This window comes from Paenibacillus sp. FSL R10-2736 (assembly GCF_038000245.1).
GTDB lineage: Bacteria > Bacillota > Bacilli > Paenibacillales > Paenibacillaceae > Paenibacillus_AQ > Paenibacillus_AQ phytohabitans.
The window spans coordinates 5,400,659-5,419,505 of record NZ_JBBOBN010000001.1; the positions used below are offsets into that span (position 1 = coordinate 5,400,659).

At 54.4% G+C, this 18,847-nt stretch carries 15 protein-coding genes; 3 read left to right on the plus strand and 12 right to left on the minus strand.

The window, feature by feature from the left end; genetic code table 11:
* Positions 1-16: 16 nt before the first annotated feature.
* The 8 genes from NSQ73_RS23135 to NSQ73_RS23170 all read right to left on the minus strand — a co-directional run bounded on the left by NSQ73_RS23135 (position 17) and on the right by NSQ73_RS23170 (position 10,545).
* Positions 17-1,636, minus strand: a complete 1,620-nt coding sequence (locus tag NSQ73_RS23135) for a hypothetical protein (RefSeq protein ID WP_340988336.1) — start codon at positions 1,634-1,636, stop codon at positions 17-19.
* Positions 1,629-2,336 (minus strand): ABC transporter ATP-binding protein, encoded by a 708-nt coding sequence (locus NSQ73_RS23140; protein WP_039309335.1) that lies wholly within the window; start codon positions 2,334-2,336, stop codon positions 1,629-1,631. Before NSQ73_RS23140 ends, NSQ73_RS23135 begins: the two co-directional genes overlap by 8 nt.
* An 89-nt stretch (positions 2,337-2,425) precedes the next feature.
* Complete coding sequence (locus NSQ73_RS23145) at positions 2,426-4,000, minus strand: flotillin family protein (protein ID WP_340988337.1); 1,575 nt, start codon at positions 3,998-4,000, stop codon at positions 2,426-2,428.
* Positions 4,000-4,536: a hypothetical protein gene (locus NSQ73_RS23150; protein WP_042135018.1), complete on the minus strand. Its 537-nt coding sequence runs from the start codon at positions 4,534-4,536 to the stop codon at positions 4,000-4,002. The genes NSQ73_RS23145 and NSQ73_RS23150 overlap by 1 nt, the downstream gene beginning before the upstream one ends.
* Positions 4,537-4,802: 266 nt before the next feature.
* Positions 4,803-5,966, minus strand: a complete 1,164-nt coding sequence (locus NSQ73_RS23155) for an iron-containing alcohol dehydrogenase (RefSeq protein ID WP_340988338.1) — start codon at positions 5,964-5,966, stop codon at positions 4,803-4,805.
* A 496-nt stretch (positions 5,967-6,462) separates the two neighbouring features.
* Entirely contained in the window at positions 6,463-8,046 is a 1,584-nt protein-coding gene (locus tag NSQ73_RS23160) for a UDP-glucose--hexose-1-phosphate uridylyltransferase (RefSeq protein ID WP_340988339.1), read from the minus strand.
* A 332-nt stretch (positions 8,047-8,378) separates the two neighbouring features.
* The gene (gene galE / locus NSQ73_RS23165) at positions 8,379-9,365 is read right to left on the minus strand and encodes a UDP-glucose 4-epimerase GalE (RefSeq protein ID WP_340988340.1); all 987 of its coding nucleotides are present in this window, start codon (positions 9,363-9,365) and stop codon (positions 8,379-8,381) included.
* Between the two features lies 1 nt (position 9,366).
* Complete coding sequence (locus NSQ73_RS23170; RefSeq protein ID WP_340988341.1) at positions 9,367-10,545, minus strand: galactokinase; 1,179 nt, start codon at positions 10,543-10,545, stop codon at positions 9,367-9,369.
* Positions 10,546-10,741: 196 nt separating this feature from the next.
* Here NSQ73_RS23170 and NSQ73_RS23175 point away from each other — a divergent pair, with 196 nt between their 5' ends.
* Entirely contained in the window at positions 10,742-11,644 is a 903-nt protein-coding gene (locus NSQ73_RS23175; protein WP_340988342.1) for an AraC family transcriptional regulator, read from the plus strand.
* Between the two features lie 100 nt (positions 11,645-11,744).
* Here the strand turns inward: NSQ73_RS23175 and mgrA are convergent, their stop codons facing one another.
* The 4 genes from mgrA to NSQ73_RS23195 form a co-directional block, all read right to left on the minus strand.
* Positions 11,745-12,749, minus strand: coding sequence for an L-glyceraldehyde 3-phosphate reductase (gene mgrA, locus NSQ73_RS23180; protein WP_340988343.1), 1,005 nt, complete (start codon positions 12,747-12,749; stop codon positions 11,745-11,747).
* A 99-nt stretch (positions 12,750-12,848) separates the two neighbouring features.
* Positions 12,849-13,589 (minus strand): NAD-dependent protein deacylase, encoded by a 741-nt coding sequence (locus NSQ73_RS23185; RefSeq protein ID WP_340988344.1) that lies wholly within the window; start codon positions 13,587-13,589, stop codon positions 12,849-12,851.
* 36 nt (positions 13,590-13,625) lie between these two features.
* The gene (locus tag NSQ73_RS23190) at positions 13,626-14,396 is read right to left on the minus strand and encodes an HAD family hydrolase (RefSeq protein ID WP_340988345.1); all 771 of its coding nucleotides are present in this window, start codon (positions 14,394-14,396) and stop codon (positions 13,626-13,628) included.
* Between the two features lie 50 nt (positions 14,397-14,446).
* On the minus strand, positions 14,447-15,196 hold the full coding sequence (locus NSQ73_RS23195; RefSeq protein ID WP_047013676.1) for an alpha/beta hydrolase: 750 nt from the start codon (positions 15,194-15,196) through the stop codon (positions 14,447-14,449).
* Between the two features lie 201 nt (positions 15,197-15,397).
* Here NSQ73_RS23195 and NSQ73_RS23200 point away from each other — a divergent pair, with 201 nt between their 5' ends.
* Together NSQ73_RS23200 and ilvD are read left to right on the plus strand one after the other, a co-directional pair.
* Positions 15,398-16,438 carry an acyltransferase family protein gene (locus NSQ73_RS23200; protein ID WP_340988346.1) on the plus strand — a complete coding sequence of 347 codons (1,041 nt, stop codon included), beginning with the start codon at positions 15,398-15,400 and terminating at the stop codon, positions 16,436-16,438.
* Positions 16,439-16,822: 384 nt separating this feature from the next.
* Positions 16,823-18,508, plus strand: a complete 1,686-nt coding sequence (ilvD, locus tag NSQ73_RS23205; RefSeq protein ID WP_042211484.1) for a dihydroxy-acid dehydratase — start codon at positions 16,823-16,825, stop codon at positions 18,506-18,508.
* The last annotated feature ends 339 nt before the right edge of the window (positions 18,509-18,847 follow it).

The window sequence follows — 18,847 nt, forward strand, 5'->3', positions numbered from 1 at the left end:
CAAAGAGCCGGGAGGCTCATTTCACCCGAAACGTCCGGCCTGAGAATTTGTAGACCAATATCAGGGCCGCCAGCATATAGACAACAGCAGAGAGTACTACGATAAAAGCAAAAATCCCGGGCTCGCTCTTGAACTGTATGGCTATAAAACCGGCGGCCAGCACGATACTGTTCACAATCGTAAAGAACGGATTCTTCACATTCAGCTCGGTACTGTACGGCTGGAAGATGTAATACATGAACAGATGATGCACCGAGAAGAACAGGGACAGTGCCACAATCGTCACGCAAAAGATAACCGCATCCGCCGCGCCCCAGCTCTCACCCGACAGCAGGATCAGCAGATTCACCCCCAGGCAGATCGCTGCCGCCGGAATCAGATTAAGCAGGCTGATGCGCAGCAGCCGGATCCGGAAGTTGCTCAGGATCGCCGACTGTTCACGGTAGAACCCGTAACGCAGCAGACTGAGATCACAGTTGTAGAACATAGCCTTGCAGACACGTTCACCGATGGAGGTATAATTCATAAGGATCAGAAAGGTTGGCAAAGCACTGATCAGATAATGGGCCATTCTGTTAAAAGCTGCTTGCGAGAACAGCAGCGTCAGCAAAGCAGCTGCGAAGAGTGCGCCAATAATTACCAGACGCCGCTGCACCGGATGAATGAGTAACCGCCGGTGGCGCGAGAAAAAAATCGCATTAAGATAAGCATACCCGCTTTTACCTGCGAATTGTCCGGGGTTCAGCTGCTCCGCCGTGTACTGCTGCTCCCGGGTTGCGACATCCTTCACCCGCGCCTCCTTCATCATGCGTCCCATATCCAGCAGCGGATCATCAATTTTGGTAACGGCATCCACTGCATTGCGGTAATCCGGATAACGGGCGATGTAGACCGCACATAAGGCTCCCAGCACAGTCACACCAAGCACCAGAGGCAGACTGAACAACATGGAACTGTCCACCACCGCAAAGCCCGGGAGCAGAGGCACATAAGCCAGCAGGTAACCAGCACCAATGGCGGTCCAGACCCAGCTTGTTTTTTTGACTACGACAATGCCGTATTTATCAAAAATCCACAAATGCAGGGCCTCGCAGGCAATACGCCAGAAGGTCAGCAGCAGAGCAAGAACACCTCCCTGCCACAGCGGAGCCCCCAGAAGATTCCCGAAGACCATCATCGCCGGGATAAAGGTTACCGCAAAACTGATCCCGCGCAGCGTCAGCGTAACACGCATATATCTCTCCGCGGGGAGCCTCATCAGCTTCACGAAGATATACTTGTCCCGTTTGGGCTCCAGAATAACCGCGCTGGAAACTGCAGAGACCAGAAAGCTTAAACAGAGCAGGACCTGAAGGTACAGCTGATATTGTGCTGAAAGCGTTAAGGTTAATTCACTGCCTGCAAGCTTGACGGGCAAATAGACCATAAGCCCCAAATAGGCAAACTTGGACAAGAAAGCCCAGATGGCTTTGAGGATATAGACAATTACCGATAAAGTCCGCTTAAGCGACGTCTCGGCATAGGCCGAGGCCGGTAACAGCTTGCCGATTACGGGGATTTTTCTGAAATAGAACATCAGCCGGTTAGCGCCGGACATCCCGCGAATCTCCATGATCGCCTTCAGCGTGCTAATCATGGTCTCCATCCTTCAGCAGCGCGATAATCTGCTCCTCGAATTCCGGACTGTGCAGCGTTTCCGCGGGAATCTCACGGAGTGAGCCATTATTCAGAATCACCAGCTCATCACAGAGATCGGCAGCCAGCTGCAGAATATGGGTGGAGAAAATAATAATATGCTTCTGCTTCATCTCACGCAGCAGCTTCTTGATCTCCAGCGCCACCACTACATCGAAGGAGGTCAGCGGCTCATCCAGCAGAATCAGCGGCGGCCGGGAAATGATGAAGCAGAGCATCTGGATTTTGTTCTTCATCCCGTGGGAGTAGCCTTTGATCAGACGGTGGCGGTCCTCCTCCTCAAAACGGATGATATCAAAATACTCTTCGATACTTCTGCCCGGTTCAATTTTATCCTTGTTGATATCCATGTAGAACTTCACGAACTCATAACCCGTTAAGAAATCCGGCAGAATCGGCAGGGAAAAGACGTAGCCGATCTCCTCTTCGCGAAGCGGAAGACTCACTTCCTCCCGCCGCAGGAAAGCCCCGCCGCTGTCCATGCGTATCTCACCGCTGAGGCAGTTGAACAGTGAGGTTTTGCCGGCACCGTTGCGTCCCAGGAGCCCGTAAATCTTGCCTTGCTCGAAGGTGAAGTCAATTCCCTTCAGCACTTCCTTACCGTCAAAGCTCTTGCGTATATTATCCAAAATGAGCTCCATGCCTGCACCTCCGTTTCCTATTGCCGTAATTCTATAAAAAAGGTATGACAGGCGGTTAAACCTGCCGGCCATACCTCGGTGATACTCTATTATTCCTCTGGTTGTTCAACCGGGGCGGCAGGTGGTATTACGGCCGGTTTCGGTTTACCCGGGAGGGCGGTTACTGGCGCTCCGGTATACTCGGCAGCTGCTGCCAGCTCCGGCTTGCCTTTGGTTTTGGTCAACCCTTTGATCAGCGCTTCGACATCAATGCCAGACACGCTTTTCAGCATCTCAGGCGCTGTCGCCATCAGCTGGGTCACATAATTGCTTACCCGGGCCGCGCCTTCCCCGTTGCCGGTATCCACAACCGTCAGCTTGTCAATGGAAGCCAGCGGCTCGGCAATCTTCCCGGCCAGCTCCGGCAGCATTTTGACGATAATATCGAGTACCGCCGCTTCGCCGAACTTCTGGAAGGCTTCCGCCAGCTTCTCTTTGGCTTCCGCTTCGGCCAGACCGCGCAGACGGATAACTTCTGCTTCCGCTTTACCTTTGGCCAGCTCGGCATCGGCGACCGCCTGCCCTTCCAGACGTTTCTGCTCGGAGGTCGCTTTAGCCTGAGTCTCAATACTGTACTGCAGCGCATCGGCTTCACGCATCCGCTTGGCCTTGTCGGCTTCCGCCGCCTGCTCCACCGCGTAACGGTCCGCTTCCGCTTTCTTCTTCACTTCCGCATCATACTGCTTCTCGCGAACCTGGATTTCCTTGGTCTGCAGATCAATTTCGCGTTCCTTGCGGACCAGCTCGACCTTCATCTGCTCTTCAACCACCGTCTGCTTGGCCCGCGCCTCCTGAATATGGTACGCCTGGTCCGCTTCCGCTTTGGCGGTATCCTGATCACGTTTGAACGCCGCTACTTTCAGCTGGTTCTCCTTCGAGGCTTCGGCGATGTTGGTATCACGCAGCAGTTCTGCCTTCTGCCCCTGCTCTTCGGCATTGGCCTTCTGAATCCGCGCGTCACGCACTGCTTCGGCTTCGGCAATCTCTGCATCCCGCTTCACTGCGGCAATCCGGGGTTTACCCAGCGCTTCCAGATAGCCGTGCTTGTCACGCACATCCTTAATGGTAAACGAGACGATCTGCAGCCCCATTTTCTTCAAATCACGAGCCGCAACGCCTTGAACCTCCTGGGCGAAACGGTCCCGGTTGCGGTAGACCTCTTCAACGGTCATCGAGCCGAGAATCGCCCGCAGATGGCCTTCGAGCACTTCCTGGGCTTCGCTCTTCAGCGCCTCAATCGGCTTGCCCATGAACTGCTCGGCTGCCGTCGCCACATCCTCGGTCGAGCTGCCCACCTTGATGATCGCCACTCCATCGGCAATGACCGGAACGCCCTGCTCCGTGTAGACCTCAGGGGTCGTCACGTCTAGCTTGTGGGAGAGCAGTGACATGAACTCGGCCTTCTGGAAGACCGGCAGGATGAACGCGCCGCCGCCGCGGACGATTTTGATTTTGCGGCCGGAGCCGTCATCTGAGATATGATTGCTGCCCAGGAAGGAACCGGTGACGATCATACCTTCATCAGGTCCTACCGTTTTGTAACGGGCCCAGAATGCAATCCCCAGTACAAATAATACAGCCACAACGACTGCGGGAATAAACAAAAAATCAGGAATACCGAACATTAAGAATCCACTCCTCTTCTGTCTTCGAATTCTGACACAAGGGCTACGCCCTCCCGGACCTCTACCACCACAACCTTAATACCGGCCGGCAGCGGATGCTGTTCGAAGCTGGCTGCGGTATGCAGACTGTTGCCTGCACCGAATTTCACCATAATCTCACCATAGCCTGATGCAGGAACCGGAACCATAACCTCACCGATTCTTCCCGGCAGATCGTTCATGGAGAATCCGTTCGACATTTCGCTGTTCCTCATTGGCTTCACTACAACAAGATGCAGCACCACTCCCATAAAAGCCGCAATCAGCAGGGACAAGGCAAGAATTGCGCCATCTTCCAGTCCGCTGTAGCGGCTAAGCAGCACCCCCGCTCCGCCGAACACCGTTACTCCGCCTGCCAAGATGGCAGGATTGACGAAATCAAAGGATACGAAGTCAAAAACCCCGTGCAGAGCGCCTCCGATCAGGTCGCCTACAAGTACACTGACTACGGCAAAAATAATGCCCAGCGCCAAACAGCCCAAATACAGCGTTTGCATATTGGTCTCCTCCCGTCTTTACTTCCGGACTGTCATACTAGATTAAACGCAGAAACCATGTCCTTGGTTTCACAAAGTTGGGTATTAATCTCATTATTGTATCTCCGGAGAGAGAACATTAAGGGATTTCCATGTTAAAAAGCCGCTCCCGGCGAACGGGAACGGCTATCTTTGGGTGCAGCATATAGGGTTAACCACTGCAGGCATGTCTATCCAGCTGCCTTACAGGGCTAGCTTACATGGTCAACTGCTTGTAAATGTGCAACTTACAGAGCCAGCTTGTAAATCTCTACAACATCCTCACGCTGCAGCTTGCGGAAGTTGCCGAACGGGCCGAAACGGACAGCCTTGTCCGCCATATTGCCGATTTCGCTGTCATCGATGTCATAATCACCAAGTGTCTTCGGAGCTCCGATGGAATCCCAGAAGCTGCGAAGCGCCTCGATGCCTTCAAGACCGACTTCTTCATCGCTTCTGCCAGCCGGATCAATCCCGAATACGTTCACCGCCAATTGGCGGAAACGGGCAGGATTCGTGCTGAGGTTGTATCTCATCCATTGCGGGAACAGAATCGCCAATCCTCCGCCATGCGGAATATCGTAAACGGCGGATACGGCATGCTCAATATTGTGCGTAGCCCAGTCTCCGGCAAAGCCCATGCTGACCATCCCGTTCAGTGCCATGGTGCCGCAGTACATGATGGTCTCACGCAGTTCATAGTTGTTCAGATCTTCGATCAGCTTCGGTGCAGTCTCGATTACTGTACGAAGCAGGGTTTCACAGAAGCCGTCCTGTACCGGCGTGTTGCCGTCTGTGTGGAAATAATGCTCCAGTGTATGGGACATGATGTCCACCATACCGTAGACCGTCTGGTCACGCGGCAGGGAGAAGGTGTTCTCAGGATCAAGAATCGAGAATGCCGGATAGGCATGCACGCTGCCCCAGCCCATTTTCTCCTTGGTCACTTCATTCGTAATTACCGAGCCGTTGTTCATTTCCGAACCGGTAGCCGCCATAGTCAGCACAGTTCCCAGCGGAAGAGCTCCCTGAGGCGCCGCTTTGCGCTCCACGAAGTCCCACATATCCCCTTCGTACTTCGCACCGACAGCTACAGCCTTGGCACAATCCAGCACACTGCCGCCGCCGACGGCGAGGATCAGTTCGATCCCGTTCTCGCGGCATAAATCCACGCCTTTATGTACGGTGGACAGGCGCGGGTTAGGCTCCACTCCGGCCAATTCCGTAACTACAGCTCCAGTGGCATTCAGCTCAGCAATTACATTGTCGTACAGGCCGCTGCGCTTGATGCTGCCGCCGCCGTACATCAGCAGTACATTCTTGCCGTATTTCGGCACTTCGGTGCGGAGTGCCTGCAATGTCCCTTGTCCAAAAATCAGCTTGGTAGGGTTATAGAACTCAAACTTACGCATATGGGTAAACCTCCATGAGTATATGAATGTGACGCACTTGTATATTATAGACCTCCGGCTTGCCGCATTCAAATGACTGCAGAGGAGCGGCAAAAGGTCGGTATCGTGTTTAAAAGACACGGCGTTCCCTTAACGCCTGCCTAGCACGAATTCAAAGGAATTTATCCCTTTAATTTCCCCATGCCGTCCACTTTCGGCGGAATCAGAGGGATTTATCCCTTTAATTTCCCCATGCCGCCCGCTTTCGGCGAACTCAGAGGGATTTATCCCTTTAATTTCCCCATGCCGCCCGCTTTCGGCGAACTCAGAGGGATTTATCCCTTTAATTTCCCCATGCCGCCCACTTTCAGCGGAATCAGGGGCACTTCTGCCCTTCATTTCCTCCTGCCGCCCACTTCCGGCGGACACATCATTGCATTGTATAGTTTCCCGCGCAACAAAAAATGCCCCCGCCGACACTCCGGCAGGGACATCTCATTTACAAGACACAGGGGTCTTAGTTAAACCCGCTGCTGTTCACGAACCGGCGGAATGCCGCCTGGCCTTCCGGTGTGCGTTTGTATACTCCCGCATGCTCCAAAATATGCGTGAACTTGGTGCCTACCTCGTTCTGCACCGTCTTCACCGCTTCCTCGCGGCTCAGGGAGGTGCCGAAACGGCCGGCCAGCTCCGCGATCCAGGAGGCATGCAGCGCAAGCGGATGATCAGCACCTTGGCTCTGGACCGCTTGCAGCAGTGCGGTGTCTCCGGCCAAAACGCCAGCGACAGCATCGAGCTCTTCCTTGAGGCGTCCCGGCAGAATCGCCAGGCCCATAACCTCGATCAGGCCGATGTTCTCCTTCTTGATGTGGTGCATTTCCCGGTGCGGGTGGAAAATCCCTTCGGGATATTCTTCGCTGGTCCGGTTGTTACGCAGCACCAGATCCATCTCATAGCCGCCGTCTTCTGCCCGGCGGACGATAGGTGTAACCGTGTTATGCGGCACGCTCTCCCCGGCCTCTTCACTGAAGGCCAGGACATCAGCTGCCGGATCGCTGTAAGTCTTCCAGGCCTCATAGATACTGTTGCCGGCTTCCAGCAGCACGGCAGGATCTGCCCCGTGCATCCGCAGCACAGACATCGGCCATTTCACAATGCTTAGGCTAACGCCTGGATATGCAGCATGGGTGAAGCTATCCTCTTTGGGCGCCTTCTGGATGGGGAAGGTGTGGCGTCCGCCCTGGAAGTGATCATGGGTCAGAATGGAGCCGCCGACAATCGGCAGATCGGCATTCGAGCCGATGAAATAATGCGGGAAGGATTCAACAAAGCTAAGCAGACGCTTCAGCGTATCCTTCGTCAGCTTCATCGGCACATGATCATGGTGGAACACGATACAATGCTCGTTATAGTACACATACGGCGAGTATTGGAAGAACCATTTCTCATTGTTCATCGCGAGCGGAATCACGCGCAGATTCTGGCGCGGCGGGTGATTGACCCGTCCGGCATAGCCGACATTCTCGCGGCAGAGCTGGCATTTCGGATAGACCGGCGGCGGGAGCAGCCGGGCCATGGCGATTTCCTTCGGGCTTTTCTCCGGTTTGGAGAGATTGATCGTCATCTCGATATCCCCGTAAGGCGAATCCTGAAGCCAATATACATTCTTGGCCACCCGGTCCATACGGATATAGTTGGAATCAATGCTCAGCTTATAAAAGCGGTCAGTGGCCGCCTGAATGCCCTGCTCCGCCTGGATCGCGGCAAACTCCGCATTTACCTCAGACGGCCGGGCCATCAGAAGGCCCATGATCTTGGCGTCCAGCAGATCGCGGTATGTGTCCGAATTTTCCGGAATCAGCCCGGTCTCAAACCCGTAGTCGATCAATTGATCCAGCGGGGCCTGCGGACTCTCAAGCGGACCTTCAGTGAATTCACCGGCATACGGCTCACTGAAGCCGAACTGGTCCAGCAGTTCATTGCGGCTGTAATCAACGTCAGCCGGCTGAATCAGCTCCTTGTGCTGCGCAAACAGGACCAGCTGTTCAATCGCATACAATGCCTTCTCAGAGGCTGCAGCCGTAATATTATCGTTCTGCATTTCAATTCTCCTTATTTGCTGCAACCTGTATAGCTGAACTTAAGATATTAACTTAAGCCATAGACGTCACTACGGTGAATATTTGGACTTCCGGCCGCTGTTGTCCCCAGATTTCTTGATTGACCCGCTGATTGCGGTGGAAATCCGGTGACTGCTGATGCTTCCGAAGCGAGCTTTCCTGCGGAAAGCTTTCAGGCGGTCGCTAACGCTCCTACAGTTCCAAAATCCCCCTTCGATCCTTCCGGCTTTTTATTTTTCTTTTGTTCATCTTAGGATTGCTTATTCTTCAAGCCAGGCTTCCGTACTATTCACAACAAAGTACATTGGCAGGCTTAGCCGCCGTACCCTTCCGGATTCGAGGAGTGCCAGTTCCAGGCGCTTTGGATGATGCCTTCCAGATCGGCATGCTGCGGGTCCCAGCCCAGGATCGTCCGGGCTTTGGCCGAAGAAGCGACAAGTACCGCCGGATCACCGGCGCGGCGCTCCTGGATTACAACCGGGATGTCCAGGCCGGTTACCTTCTTCGCTGTTTCAATCACCTGCTTCACCGAGAAGCCCAGGCCGTTGCCCAAGTTGAAGATATTGCTTGCACTGCCGCTGCGCAGGTAGGTTACCGCACGGACATGCGCATCCGCCAGATCGCTGACATGAATATAGTCGCGTACGCAGGTTCCGTCTTCTGTCGGGTAGTCTTCGCCGAAGACCGCGATGTTCTCCCGCTGCTTAAGTGCAGCCTGGAGCACCAGCGGAATCAGGTGGCTCTCCGGACGGTGGTCTTCGCCGATTTTGCCGCTGGCATGTGCACCTGCAGCATTGAAGTAGCGCAGCGCTACGTATTTGATGCCGAGTACCTTGTCGAACCAGGCCATCATGCGTTCCATGGTCAGCTTGGTCTCCCCGTACACATTCGCAGGTTCAGTGCGGTCCGTTTCTTCAATCGGCACCTTTTCCGGTTCGCCGTAGGTCGCGGCTGTGGAGGAGAAGACGATTTTATCCACTCCGGCATGCTGCATCGCTTCGAGAAGACATTGTGTACCATACACGTTGTTGTCGTAATATTTTACCGGATCCTTCATGCTCTCGCCCACCAGGGAACTCGCTGCGAAATGGATGACCGCTTCAATCTTGTTCTCGGAGAAAAGCTTGGCCAGCAGTGCCTTGTCGCGCAGGTCTCCCTCATACAGCTTGCCGCCCAGCAGCGCCTCGCGGTGCCCTGTCAGCAGATTGTCGATAACTACAACCTCTTCCCCGCGGTCCAGCAGCTCTGCTACTGTGTGGGAACCGATATAACCTACTCCGCCCGTTACCAGAATCGCCATCTTATTTCACTCCTTTCAGTTCTTCAACGCCGTTGCCGATCGTGCATACATAGAACTCGCCCGTCAGACCGGATCTCTTCTTGTAAGCTTCGCCGACTTCGGCAATGAAACGTTCCACATCATCCTCATGCACCAGAGATACTGTACATCCGCCGAATCCGGCACCTGTCATACGCGAGCCGAGTGTTCCCGGAATACGCTGTGCTTCTTCAACCATGATGTCCAGCTCTTCGCAGCTGACTTCATACAAGTCACGCAGGGAGACATGGGAGTCGTTCATATAGAGTCCGAATTGCTTCAGGTCATTGTTCTTGAGCACTTCAACCGAATCGAGCACACGCTGGTTCTCTTCCACCACATGGCGGGCGCGGCGTCTGACGGTTTCGTCGGTGATTTTATCCTGATGAAGCTCGAATTGTTCAGGTTTAAGCTCGGCCAGGTAAGACAGGGTTGGCACCTCTTGCTTCAAAATAGCCAGAGCCTCCTCGCATTGGCTGCGGCGCTCATTGTACTTGGAGTCCACAAGGCCGCGCTTCTTGTTCGTATTGCCGATAACCAGCTTATAAGAGCCGGTCACAAAAGGTACCAGGCTGTACTCCAGTGTGTCACACATCAGAAGGATGGCCTGGTCGCGTTTGCCGTTGGCGACAGCGAACTGGTCCATGATGCCGGAGTTTACGCCGACATACTGGTTCTCCGCACGCTGGGACAGCAGGGCGATCTCTACAGTATCCGTGTCTCCGCCAAGCAGCGTCAGGAAGGCATAACCTGTTACTACCTCGATGGAAGCGGAAGAGGACAAGCCTGAGCCGTTCGGAATCTCTCCGTGGAACAAGAGGTCATACCCTCCGGATACCGGAAGATCCTTCTTGGCCAGCTCGACCATAACACCCACCGGATAGTCAACCCACTCGCCGGTTTTGGCTTTGCCGATTTCGCTGTAGTCGATAGAGGCTTCATAAGGGAAATTCGTTGATGCGAATTGAATCTTACCGTCCGAACGCGGACGTACGATAAGGGTAGTTCCGAAGTCCAGTGCTGCCGGGAACACATAACCGCCGTTGTAGTCCAGATGCTCTCCGATGAGATTCACACGGCCTGGTGCATAGAATACCCGCGCCTCTTCGCTGCTCTCCCCGTATTTCTCGATAAATTTACTGTTAAGTTCCTGTACGCTCATTATTGCCACTCCATCCTTTCGCTGCTTGTGCTTGGGCTTTCAGCTTGCTTTTAAACTTGCTTCCTTCATGCTTACATTATAATAAAATCAGACTTGCCCTGATAATGCAATCATGTGTGCAATACATGGACAAATGTGACTTCCAGCCGCCGGGAGGATATACTGGAGATAAAGATTCATTTCTGCGCTTCCCCTCATGCTAAGCTATGATAGCGTTATATTCAAGAAAGGCGGATGGCCGTTGGAACATACCTATTCCGTAGGATCAAATCCCGTGTATTTCGATCAGCAGCCTCTGCATGTGCTGTTCGCCGGGGAGAGCCAGACGCTTCCGCTGCATCAGGCCGGCCCCAAGATCTACGATTATTATCTGCTTCACTACATTGAGGCCGGCTCCGGTGTGTTCCGGACCGAGCAGCGTAAATATGAACTGGGAACGGGAGACTGCTTCCTGATCCACCCGGCCCAGCTGGTCAGCTACATCTCCGATCAGCAGCAGCCCTGGCGGTACCGCTGGGCCGCCTTCACCGGAGCGGACGCGGAGCAGCTCGCCTTGCAGGCCGGCTTCTCCCCGGAGAAGCCGGTCCTGACCTCGGCTGAAGGCAGTGTGATCCCGGGCGCACTCGCCGGGATGATGTCCGCCTTCTATGCGGGCAAGGAGAGCGCGCATCTGACCTCGCTCGGCTATCTTTACCTGATCATCGGCGAAGCATCCGGTCTGCTGATCTCCTCGTCACGGTTGCCCGGGGCAGAATCGCAGGTCAAACGCACGGTGAAGCAAATGATCAACTATATGGCTTCCCAATATGCCCATCCGGTTTCCATTGAACAGATGTGCGGCAGCCTGGGCTATAACCGCGCTTATCTGTCGCGCATCTTCAAGCAGGAGACCGGCCTCTCGCCGGTGACCTATCTGCTGAAGCTGCGCATTGAGAAGTCCCGCCAGCTGCTGCGCGAACGCCCTGAGCTGTCAGTAGAGCAGGTCGCAGCCTCCGTCGGCCTGACCGATGCCCTGTACTTCTCCCGGCAGTTCAAACGCTTTTGTGCCCAGTCTCCCAGCACTTACCGGCAGGCAACTGCCAATCCCGGGGAGAAATAGGCTCAGGAGAACATCCGGCGTTCTACCAGAACTCCGCTTAAGCCAACAGCCCGTTTCCTGTTCCGGAAGCGGGCTGTTGCTTGTCAATTCTATATATTACTCAGGCTTCATCCTCTGTTCCAAGGATCGTCTCAATCCGTTCCAGCTCTTCCTGCGAGAAATCACCATACGCCAGAGCGGCAATATTCTCCTCGATCTGGCTTACCCGGCTGGCGCCAATCAGCGCCGAGGTCACCTTGCCGCCGCGCAGCGTCCAGAGGAGCGCGAACTGGGCCAGGCTCTGGCCGCGCGCTACCGCCATCTGGTTGAGCGCGTGAATCTTGCGCAGCACCTCCGGCGTAATCCGGCTCTCGTTCAGGAAGGCGGATGGCCCGGCAGCCCGGGAATCGCCGGGAATGCCGTTCAGGTATTTGCTGGTCAGCAGGCCCTGAGCCAGCGGGGTAAAGGCGATACTGCCGACGCCATGCTCCTCCAGCACATCCTGCAGCCCACCTTCGATCCAGCGGTCGAGCATGGAATACCGCGGCTGATGAATCAGAAGCGGTGTTCCGAGCTTCTTCAGGATGCCAATTGCCTGCTCCGTTTGCTCAGCCGTGTAGTTGGACAGGCCGATGTAGAGCGCTTTGCCTGAACGTACGGCATGATCCAGTGCTCCCATCGTTTCTTCCATTGGTGTTTCCGGGTCCGGACGGTGGGAATAGAAAATATCCACATAGTCCAGTCCCAGCCGTTTCAGGCTCTGGTCCAGGCTGGATAGTATATATTTGCGTGAACCCCAGTCACCGTAAGGGCCGGGCCACATATAATATCCCGCCTTGGTGGAGATTACCAGTTCGTCACGGTACGGAGCGAGATCACGGGCAAGAACTTTGCCGAACAGTTCCTCTGCCGAGCCTGCCGGAGGGCCATAATTGTTAGCCAGATCGAAATGGGTAATTCCGAGATCGAAAGAGCGGGTGATCATCTCACGGCCATTCTCATAAGTGTCGATGCCGCCGAAATTATGCCACAGGCCCAGTGAAATTGCCGAAAGCTTGAGGCCCGACCTGCCGGTGCGGTTATAACGCATGACTTCATACCGTTCATCGCTAGCCACATATATCATTGATTATCCCTGCCTCTCGTTTCCTCAGTTATTGCAATACCCTATTTTAAACTCCGTACAGACTTTGTAATCTTCACCCCGGCGAAAAGCTTGAAATCCTCATCCGAGCAGCCCTTGTATTCTGCCCATAACATCGCCGATCCGGTCCGTAATGATCAGATCTGCCTGATGATCGTACGGTGTTGGATCACCGTTGAGCAGCACCGTATGCCTTCCCCGGAAGTAGGTGATCAGACTTGCCGCCGGCTGGACGGTGAGCGAGGTGCCGCCAATCAGCAGCAGATCCGCTGCCGCAATCGCCGCCACTGCTTCGACCAGCACATCATGATCAAGCGCTTCCTCATAGAGCACCACATCCGGCTTAATGATGCCGCCGCACTCCGGGCACAGCGGCACAGCAGCCGTCTGCTCCAGAATCTGTTCCAGACCGTAATAGGTATTGCAGTCCATGCAGTGATTGCGGTGAATCGATCCGTGCAGCTCCAGCACCCGGCGGCTTCCCGCCAGCTGGTGCAGACCGTCGATATTCTGTGTAATGACTGCCTTCAGCTTGCCTTTGGCTTCAAGTTCAGCCAGCAGCCGATGGGCTCCGTTCGGCTTCGCCTCGGGATGAATCATCTTGCTGCGGTAGAAATCAAAAAAAATGTCCGGCGAGGACATGAAAAAGCTGCGGCTCAGCATGACTTCAGGCGGATAAGGAGAGTTGTGCTGAGTCTGGTATAGACCAGCCGCCGAACGGAAATCCGGTATGCCGCTCTCCGTTGATGTTCCGGCGCCGCCGAAAAAAACAATATTCCCGCTGTCTTTGATCCAGGAAGCCAGTAGCTGCAATTGATCCATAGAGTCCACACGTTTCCTCTCTGTACAGAAATGAAATCAGAATGTTAACCGGAGCTGCGGATAGCCGGAAACAACAATATCCGCATCCAGCAGGTGGGTTGCGGCTCCGTCTGGAGACAGACCCACAGCAAGACGCAGGCCTGCGCCTTTGCCAAGCTGCATATCCGCATTACTGTCACCGATAATGACCGTCTCGCCGGGCAGCAGGCCCAGCTCCCGGCAGGCCGTCTCGGCCATCTCCGGTGCAGGCTTGCCGTGCTTCACTCTGTCTCTGGTGACGACAGAATGAAAATAACCGGAAATCCCAAGCCACTCCAGCTGCTCACGTGTAGTGGCCATATTGTCTGAGGTCACTACACCGAGTTTCAGGGAAGCGGCCGCACACTGCTCCAGAAAATCCGTCAGCCCCGGCATTGCCACCGCCGCCCTCCGCCGGCGCAGCTCGTTCATAGCTTCCTTGGAGATCGCATTCACCCGCGTTACCGCTTCATTCCAGGGAACGCCGGCAGCATACAGCTGCCAGGCCAGAATCCCGGTCGTTTCTTCGGCGGTCGCCATGGAGAGCGGTCCGGCGGGATCATAGCCGGTCACCTTGCCGGTGGCATCATGAACCGTACCCAGCACAGAAGCAAGATCCGGCCCGGCTCGCGGCAGGCCGCCGATCAATGCCAGCTGGCTGCCCAGCCCCTCCAGAATCAGATCAGCCCAGCTTCCCCAGGTACCAAGCAGATCCAGCAGCGTTCCATCCTTGTCGAACAAGATGCCCCTGCACGGAACGGATATCTCATTAATATGCAATTCAGGCATTCAGACTGACACTCCTCTCCCAGTCGGAGTTAATTCCGTCCATTCGGTGCTCACTTACTCTGACGCAGATTCCCTATCCAATCCAGCAAGGCCCGCGCAGTGCGTGTCTGCTGCTCTTCCTCTGTGATCGTGGCTATGCCGTCCCCCTTCTGGGGGCCGTAGCTGCCGAACTGGGCATGATTGCCGCCGTTGACCGGCGTGTATACAGTGTTGCCCGGAAGATAAGCCCGGCCTTCGTTATAGCTCTCCTGATCAACCACCTTGTCCTCCGTACCCAGCACCGACAATACGGACAGCGTAGTATCCTTCAGACTGCCTTTCTCATCCGGGTAGGAAGCCAGAAAAAAAACGCCTTCCAGCTGGTCGGCATGATCTGCAGCGAAGCGCGAGGCCATTACCCCGCCAAGCGAGTGTCCGCCAAGCACAAAGGACTGCTTCGGATGCACGCGGATAATCTCTTCGGCAGCATTCCCCTTGATCACGGCCAGATTGAGCGGCATTCTTGCGATATAGAACGGGTGGCCGGCTGCTGCGATTTTCCTGGCAAGCGGAGCATAAGCTTCCGCCTCGACCAATGCGCCGGGATAAAAGATCACGGCGGTACCGAGTGCAACCGATGGCTCGAATGAGATCCAGTTGTCATTCTGCTCTACTGTAACTCCCCCGGCAGAGACAAGTGCGGATTCAGCTCTTTCAGCAGGCTGATACGGAGTCAGGTACTTCCATATAAACACCCCTGCCACCAGCAGAATCAATACAATTCCTATAAGCACATTGCGTTTGGTACTGCTTTTTCTCAATAGAATTCACTCCCGGATACTGCATACAGAAAATTATAGTGTAATCAATGAAATCAAACAACCTTCAAGACTTCGCCACATCTAGCGGCCATGAGAGCGCTTACTATTGTGATATATTTCACAATTTATTTACCGGAAATCATGTATTTTAAAATTAAAGTATTAAGCATCGTGCAAACCGTATTTATTGGAGGTAACGTCATGACCCGGGAAAGCTCGCTCGACACGCGTGGAGAAACGTTTTTTCTTAATTTACGCTTCATGCTTATTGTAACTGTCTTTGTGGCCAATGCGATCGAACCCCTGATTCTTGAAATGAGCGGACTCCACACCCTGTACCAATGGATCTTCAGCTTTCACATGCCGCTGTTTGTGCTCGTGACCGGATACTTTGCCCGTAAAAGCTTAAATGGCGCGGCCGGCCGTAAGGTGCTGCTGCAGATCGGACTGCAATATATTATTTTTCAGAGCCTATACTCCGCACTCGACATTTCCTTATTCCATGTAAATAACATACAGCATTCCTTCTTCGCCCCTTACCTGCTGCTGTGGTTCCTGGCCAGCCATGCCTTCTGGCGTCTGCTCATGCTGGGAATGAGCCGCTGGAGCAAAATCGCCCAGTTTGCCTTTGCCATCGCCGCAGGTGTGGCTGTAGGTTATCTGCAGCTGGATGGTATCTGGTTCAGCATCAGCCGCACCTTTGTCTATCTGCCCTTTTTCGTCATCGGATTTCATTTCTCATTCGGAGCTTTCGTTAAGCTGTATCAGCAATATGTCAAAACCGCTGCCGCTGCCGCTTCCCTCCTGCTGCTTGTAGTGATGGGCTTAGCGGGACGCGATCTCCCGATGGGCTGGCTGTTCGGCAGTATGACCTATATGCAGCTCGGTGCCCATGAATGGTATGCGGGGGTGTTCCGGCTCGCTGTGTATGGTTTGCAATTTGCCGCTTCCCTGGCATTTCTGGGCCTGGTCCCTTACGGGTTAAGCCGCATGACAGACTTGGGACGCCGCACCCTCTACGTCTTCCTGCTTCACGGATTCATTGTCCGGGCGGCTGCCGTTTCCGGCCTGTATGCCTATATCGGAAATGCTGCCGGAGCCGCTCTTCTGATTGCAGGCGCAGTATCCTGCACGGTGCTGCTGGCCCAGCCCGCTGTCAGACGTATGCTGAACCCGCTGGTTGAGCCGTCTGTAGACTGGATGATCTCGCTCCAGCGCGCCGCCATCAGACGCTCACTTTAGTAATTATTCACAGAAACCTCTTCCCTTATTAATATGTAGAAGCCTGTCCCGCCGCGGATAGGCTTTTTGTGTATGAATTCCTGTGGAGGACAGTGTAGCCGTTTCCATTGGCCTGCCGGGAGATGACCGCGACAAACTTCACATTGCCCGGTAGAAAAATGAGGTTTTTTGTGATAGACTCTCTATTAACGTTCGTATCCAATCCGCTTGTTTTATAGAAACGGCTCCGCCCTACTTCTGTTTACTGCAGGAAGCTGGACCTTGTACCTTCTATAAACCGCAGATACGCAGCTTTTGGGATTGCAATGCGTTAATGCGGCACTATATTTGTTCTCACCGTTCCAAGAGGTTAGGCTCACATTACTTTTAGGGGGAAATTTCATCATGGCAAACAAGAAAATGCGTTCAGACATGATCAAAAAGGGCTTTGACCGTGCTCCGCACCGCAGCCTTCTGCGTGCTGCAGGCGTTAAGGAAGAGGATTTCGGCAAGCCGTTCATCGCAGTCTGCAATTCCTATCTCGACATTGTACCGGGTCATGTGCATCTGCAGGAATTCGGCAAAATCGTTAAGGAAGCTATCCGTGAAGCCGGCGGGGTTCCGTTCGAATTCAATACCATCGGCGTAGATGACGGTATTGCCATGGGACATATCGGAATGCGCTATTCGCTCCCAAGCCGCGAGATTATTGCCGATTCTGTGGAAACGATGGTTTCCGCTCACTGGTTCGATGGAATGGTGTGCATTCCCAACTGTGATAAAATCACCCCGGGCATGATGATGGGCGCACTGCGCGTCAACATCCCGACGATCTTCGTCAGCGGCGGACCGATGAAGGCCGGCGTAGACAGCAAAGGCAAGAAGCTATCCCTGACATCCGTGTTCGAAGGCGTTGGCGCCCATCAGGTCGGCAAGATCAATGACGCTGAACTGCTTGAACTGGAACAATTCGGCTGTCCAACCTGCGGATCATGTTCGGGTATGTTCACAGCCAATTCCATGAACTGTCTGGCAGAAGCTATGGGCCTTGCTCTCCCGGGCAACGGCACCATTCTGGCTGTTGCCGAAGAACGCAGAGATTTCGTCCGCAAATCAGCTACCCAGCTAATGGAGCTGATCAAGCTGGATCTGAAGCCGCGTGATATCGTAACCCATGAATCATTGGACAATGCCTTTGCGCTGGATATGGCTATGGGTGGTTCCACCAACACTGTGTTGCATACCCTGGCACTGGCTCAGGAAGCTGAAATTGACTATCCGCTGGAGCGCATCAATGAAGTAGCCAACCGCGTGCCTTACCTGGCCAAGCTGGCTCCGGCATCCGATATCTTCATCGAGGATGTGGACCGGGCGGGCGGCGTCAGCGCTGTGCTGAACGAGCTGCTGAAGAAGCCGGGCGCCATCTTCGGCGACTGCATGACCGTAACCGGCAAGACTCTGGCCGAGAATGTCACGGGTCATGAGATTCAGGATACGTCAGTTATTCATACAATAGACAACCCTTATTCCCCGGTAGGCGGATTGGCTGTACTCTACGGCAACCTGGCTCCGGAAGGCTCCATCATCAAGGTTGGTGCCGTAGATGCTTCCGTTGGCGGCTACCACAAAGGACCTGCCATCTGCTTCGACTCCCAGGAGCAGGCGCTGGAAGGAATCGCGAACGGCAAGGTCAAAGAAGGCCATGTCGTTGTTATCCGGTATGAAGGTCCGAAGGGCGGACCGGGCATGCCGGAAATGCTGGCACCGACTTCGCAGATCGTCGGTATGGGTCTTGGCGCCAAGGTCGGCCTGATCACCGACGGCCGGTTCTCCGGAGCGTCCCGCGGCATCAGTATCGGCCACATCTCGCCGGAAGCGGCTGAGGGCGGACCGATTGCTTTTGTCGAGGATGGTGACATCATCGAGCTGGACCTGATCAACCGCAAGATTGAGCTGCTGGTTGAAGAAGAAGTGCTGGCTGTCCGCCGCAGCGGCTGGAAAGACTTCGAACCGAAGGTGAAGACCGGTTACCTGGCCCGTTACTCCAAGCTGGTTACCAATGCAAGCAAAGGCGGCGTGCTGAAGATCTAATCGGCCGCAGCCTGAGATAGGAAGAACGAACTGAAAGAGCAGTCTCCTCCGTTAATGCGGCGGGACTGCTCTTTTTTGACATGTAAGGGTCCTTTAATACACGTGGCGCACTTAGCAGGAATCACCCAAAGGGTCCCTATCGCTGTTCGCTAGGGAAATGTTGTACACTCTGCAACTTTGATTCATCGATAACGGGTTGTTCCGGAAGAGGATCTCCGTCCGACACAGGCAGCAAACATATCGGCAATAGCTCCAGATATATAAAAAACCCCGCCAGCCCAGTCAGGCCAGCGGAGCATAAGGAGCAGCTTCAGTTGCGGTATAGATAAATATCAAAAT

Excerpts from the sequence above, each read along its gene's own strand:
- NSQ73_RS23135 (WP_340988336.1), bottom strand. The coding sequence starts at position 1,636 with ATGATTAGCACGCTGAAGGCGATCATGGAGATTCGCGGGATGTCCGGC.
- NSQ73_RS23140 (WP_039309335.1), bottom strand. The coding sequence starts at position 2,336 with ATGGAGCTCATTTTGGATAATATACGCAAGAGCTTTGACGGTAAGGAA.
- NSQ73_RS23145 (WP_340988337.1), bottom strand. The coding sequence starts at position 4,000 with ATGTTCGGTATTCCTGATTTTTTGTTTATTCCCGCAGTCGTTGTGGCT.
- NSQ73_RS23150 (WP_042135018.1), bottom strand. The coding sequence starts at position 4,536 with ATGCAAACGCTGTATTTGGGCTGTTTGGCGCTGGGCATTATTTTTGCC.
- NSQ73_RS23155 (WP_340988338.1), bottom strand. The coding sequence starts at position 5,966 with ATGCGTAAGTTTGAGTTCTATAACCCTACCAAGCTGATTTTTGGACAA.
- NSQ73_RS23160 (WP_340988339.1), bottom strand. The coding sequence starts at position 8,046 with ATGCAGAACGATAATATTACGGCTGCAGCCTCTGAGAAGGCATTGTAT.
- galE (WP_340988340.1), bottom strand. The coding sequence starts at position 9,365 with ATGGCGATTCTGGTAACGGGCGGAGTAGGTTATATCGGTTCCCACACA.
- NSQ73_RS23170 (WP_340988341.1), bottom strand. The coding sequence starts at position 10,545 with ATGAGCGTACAGGAACTTAACAGTAAATTTATCGAGAAATACGGGGAG.
- NSQ73_RS23175 (WP_340988342.1), top strand. The coding sequence starts at position 10,742 with ATGCTAAGCTATGATAGCGTTATATTCAAGAAAGGCGGATGGCCGTTG.
- mgrA (WP_340988343.1), bottom strand. The coding sequence starts at position 12,749 with ATGATATATGTGGCTAGCGATGAACGGTATGAAGTCATGCGTTATAAC.
- NSQ73_RS23185 (WP_340988344.1), bottom strand. The coding sequence starts at position 13,589 with ATGGATCAATTGCAGCTACTGGCTTCCTGGATCAAAGACAGCGGGAAT.
- NSQ73_RS23190 (WP_340988345.1), bottom strand. The coding sequence starts at position 14,396 with ATGCCTGAATTGCATATTAATGAGATATCCGTTCCGTGCAGGGGCATC.
- NSQ73_RS23200 (WP_340988346.1), top strand. The coding sequence starts at position 15,398 with ATGACCCGGGAAAGCTCGCTCGACACGCGTGGAGAAACGTTTTTTCTT.
- ilvD (WP_042211484.1), top strand. The coding sequence starts at position 16,823 with ATGGCAAACAAGAAAATGCGTTCAGACATGATCAAAAAGGGCTTTGAC.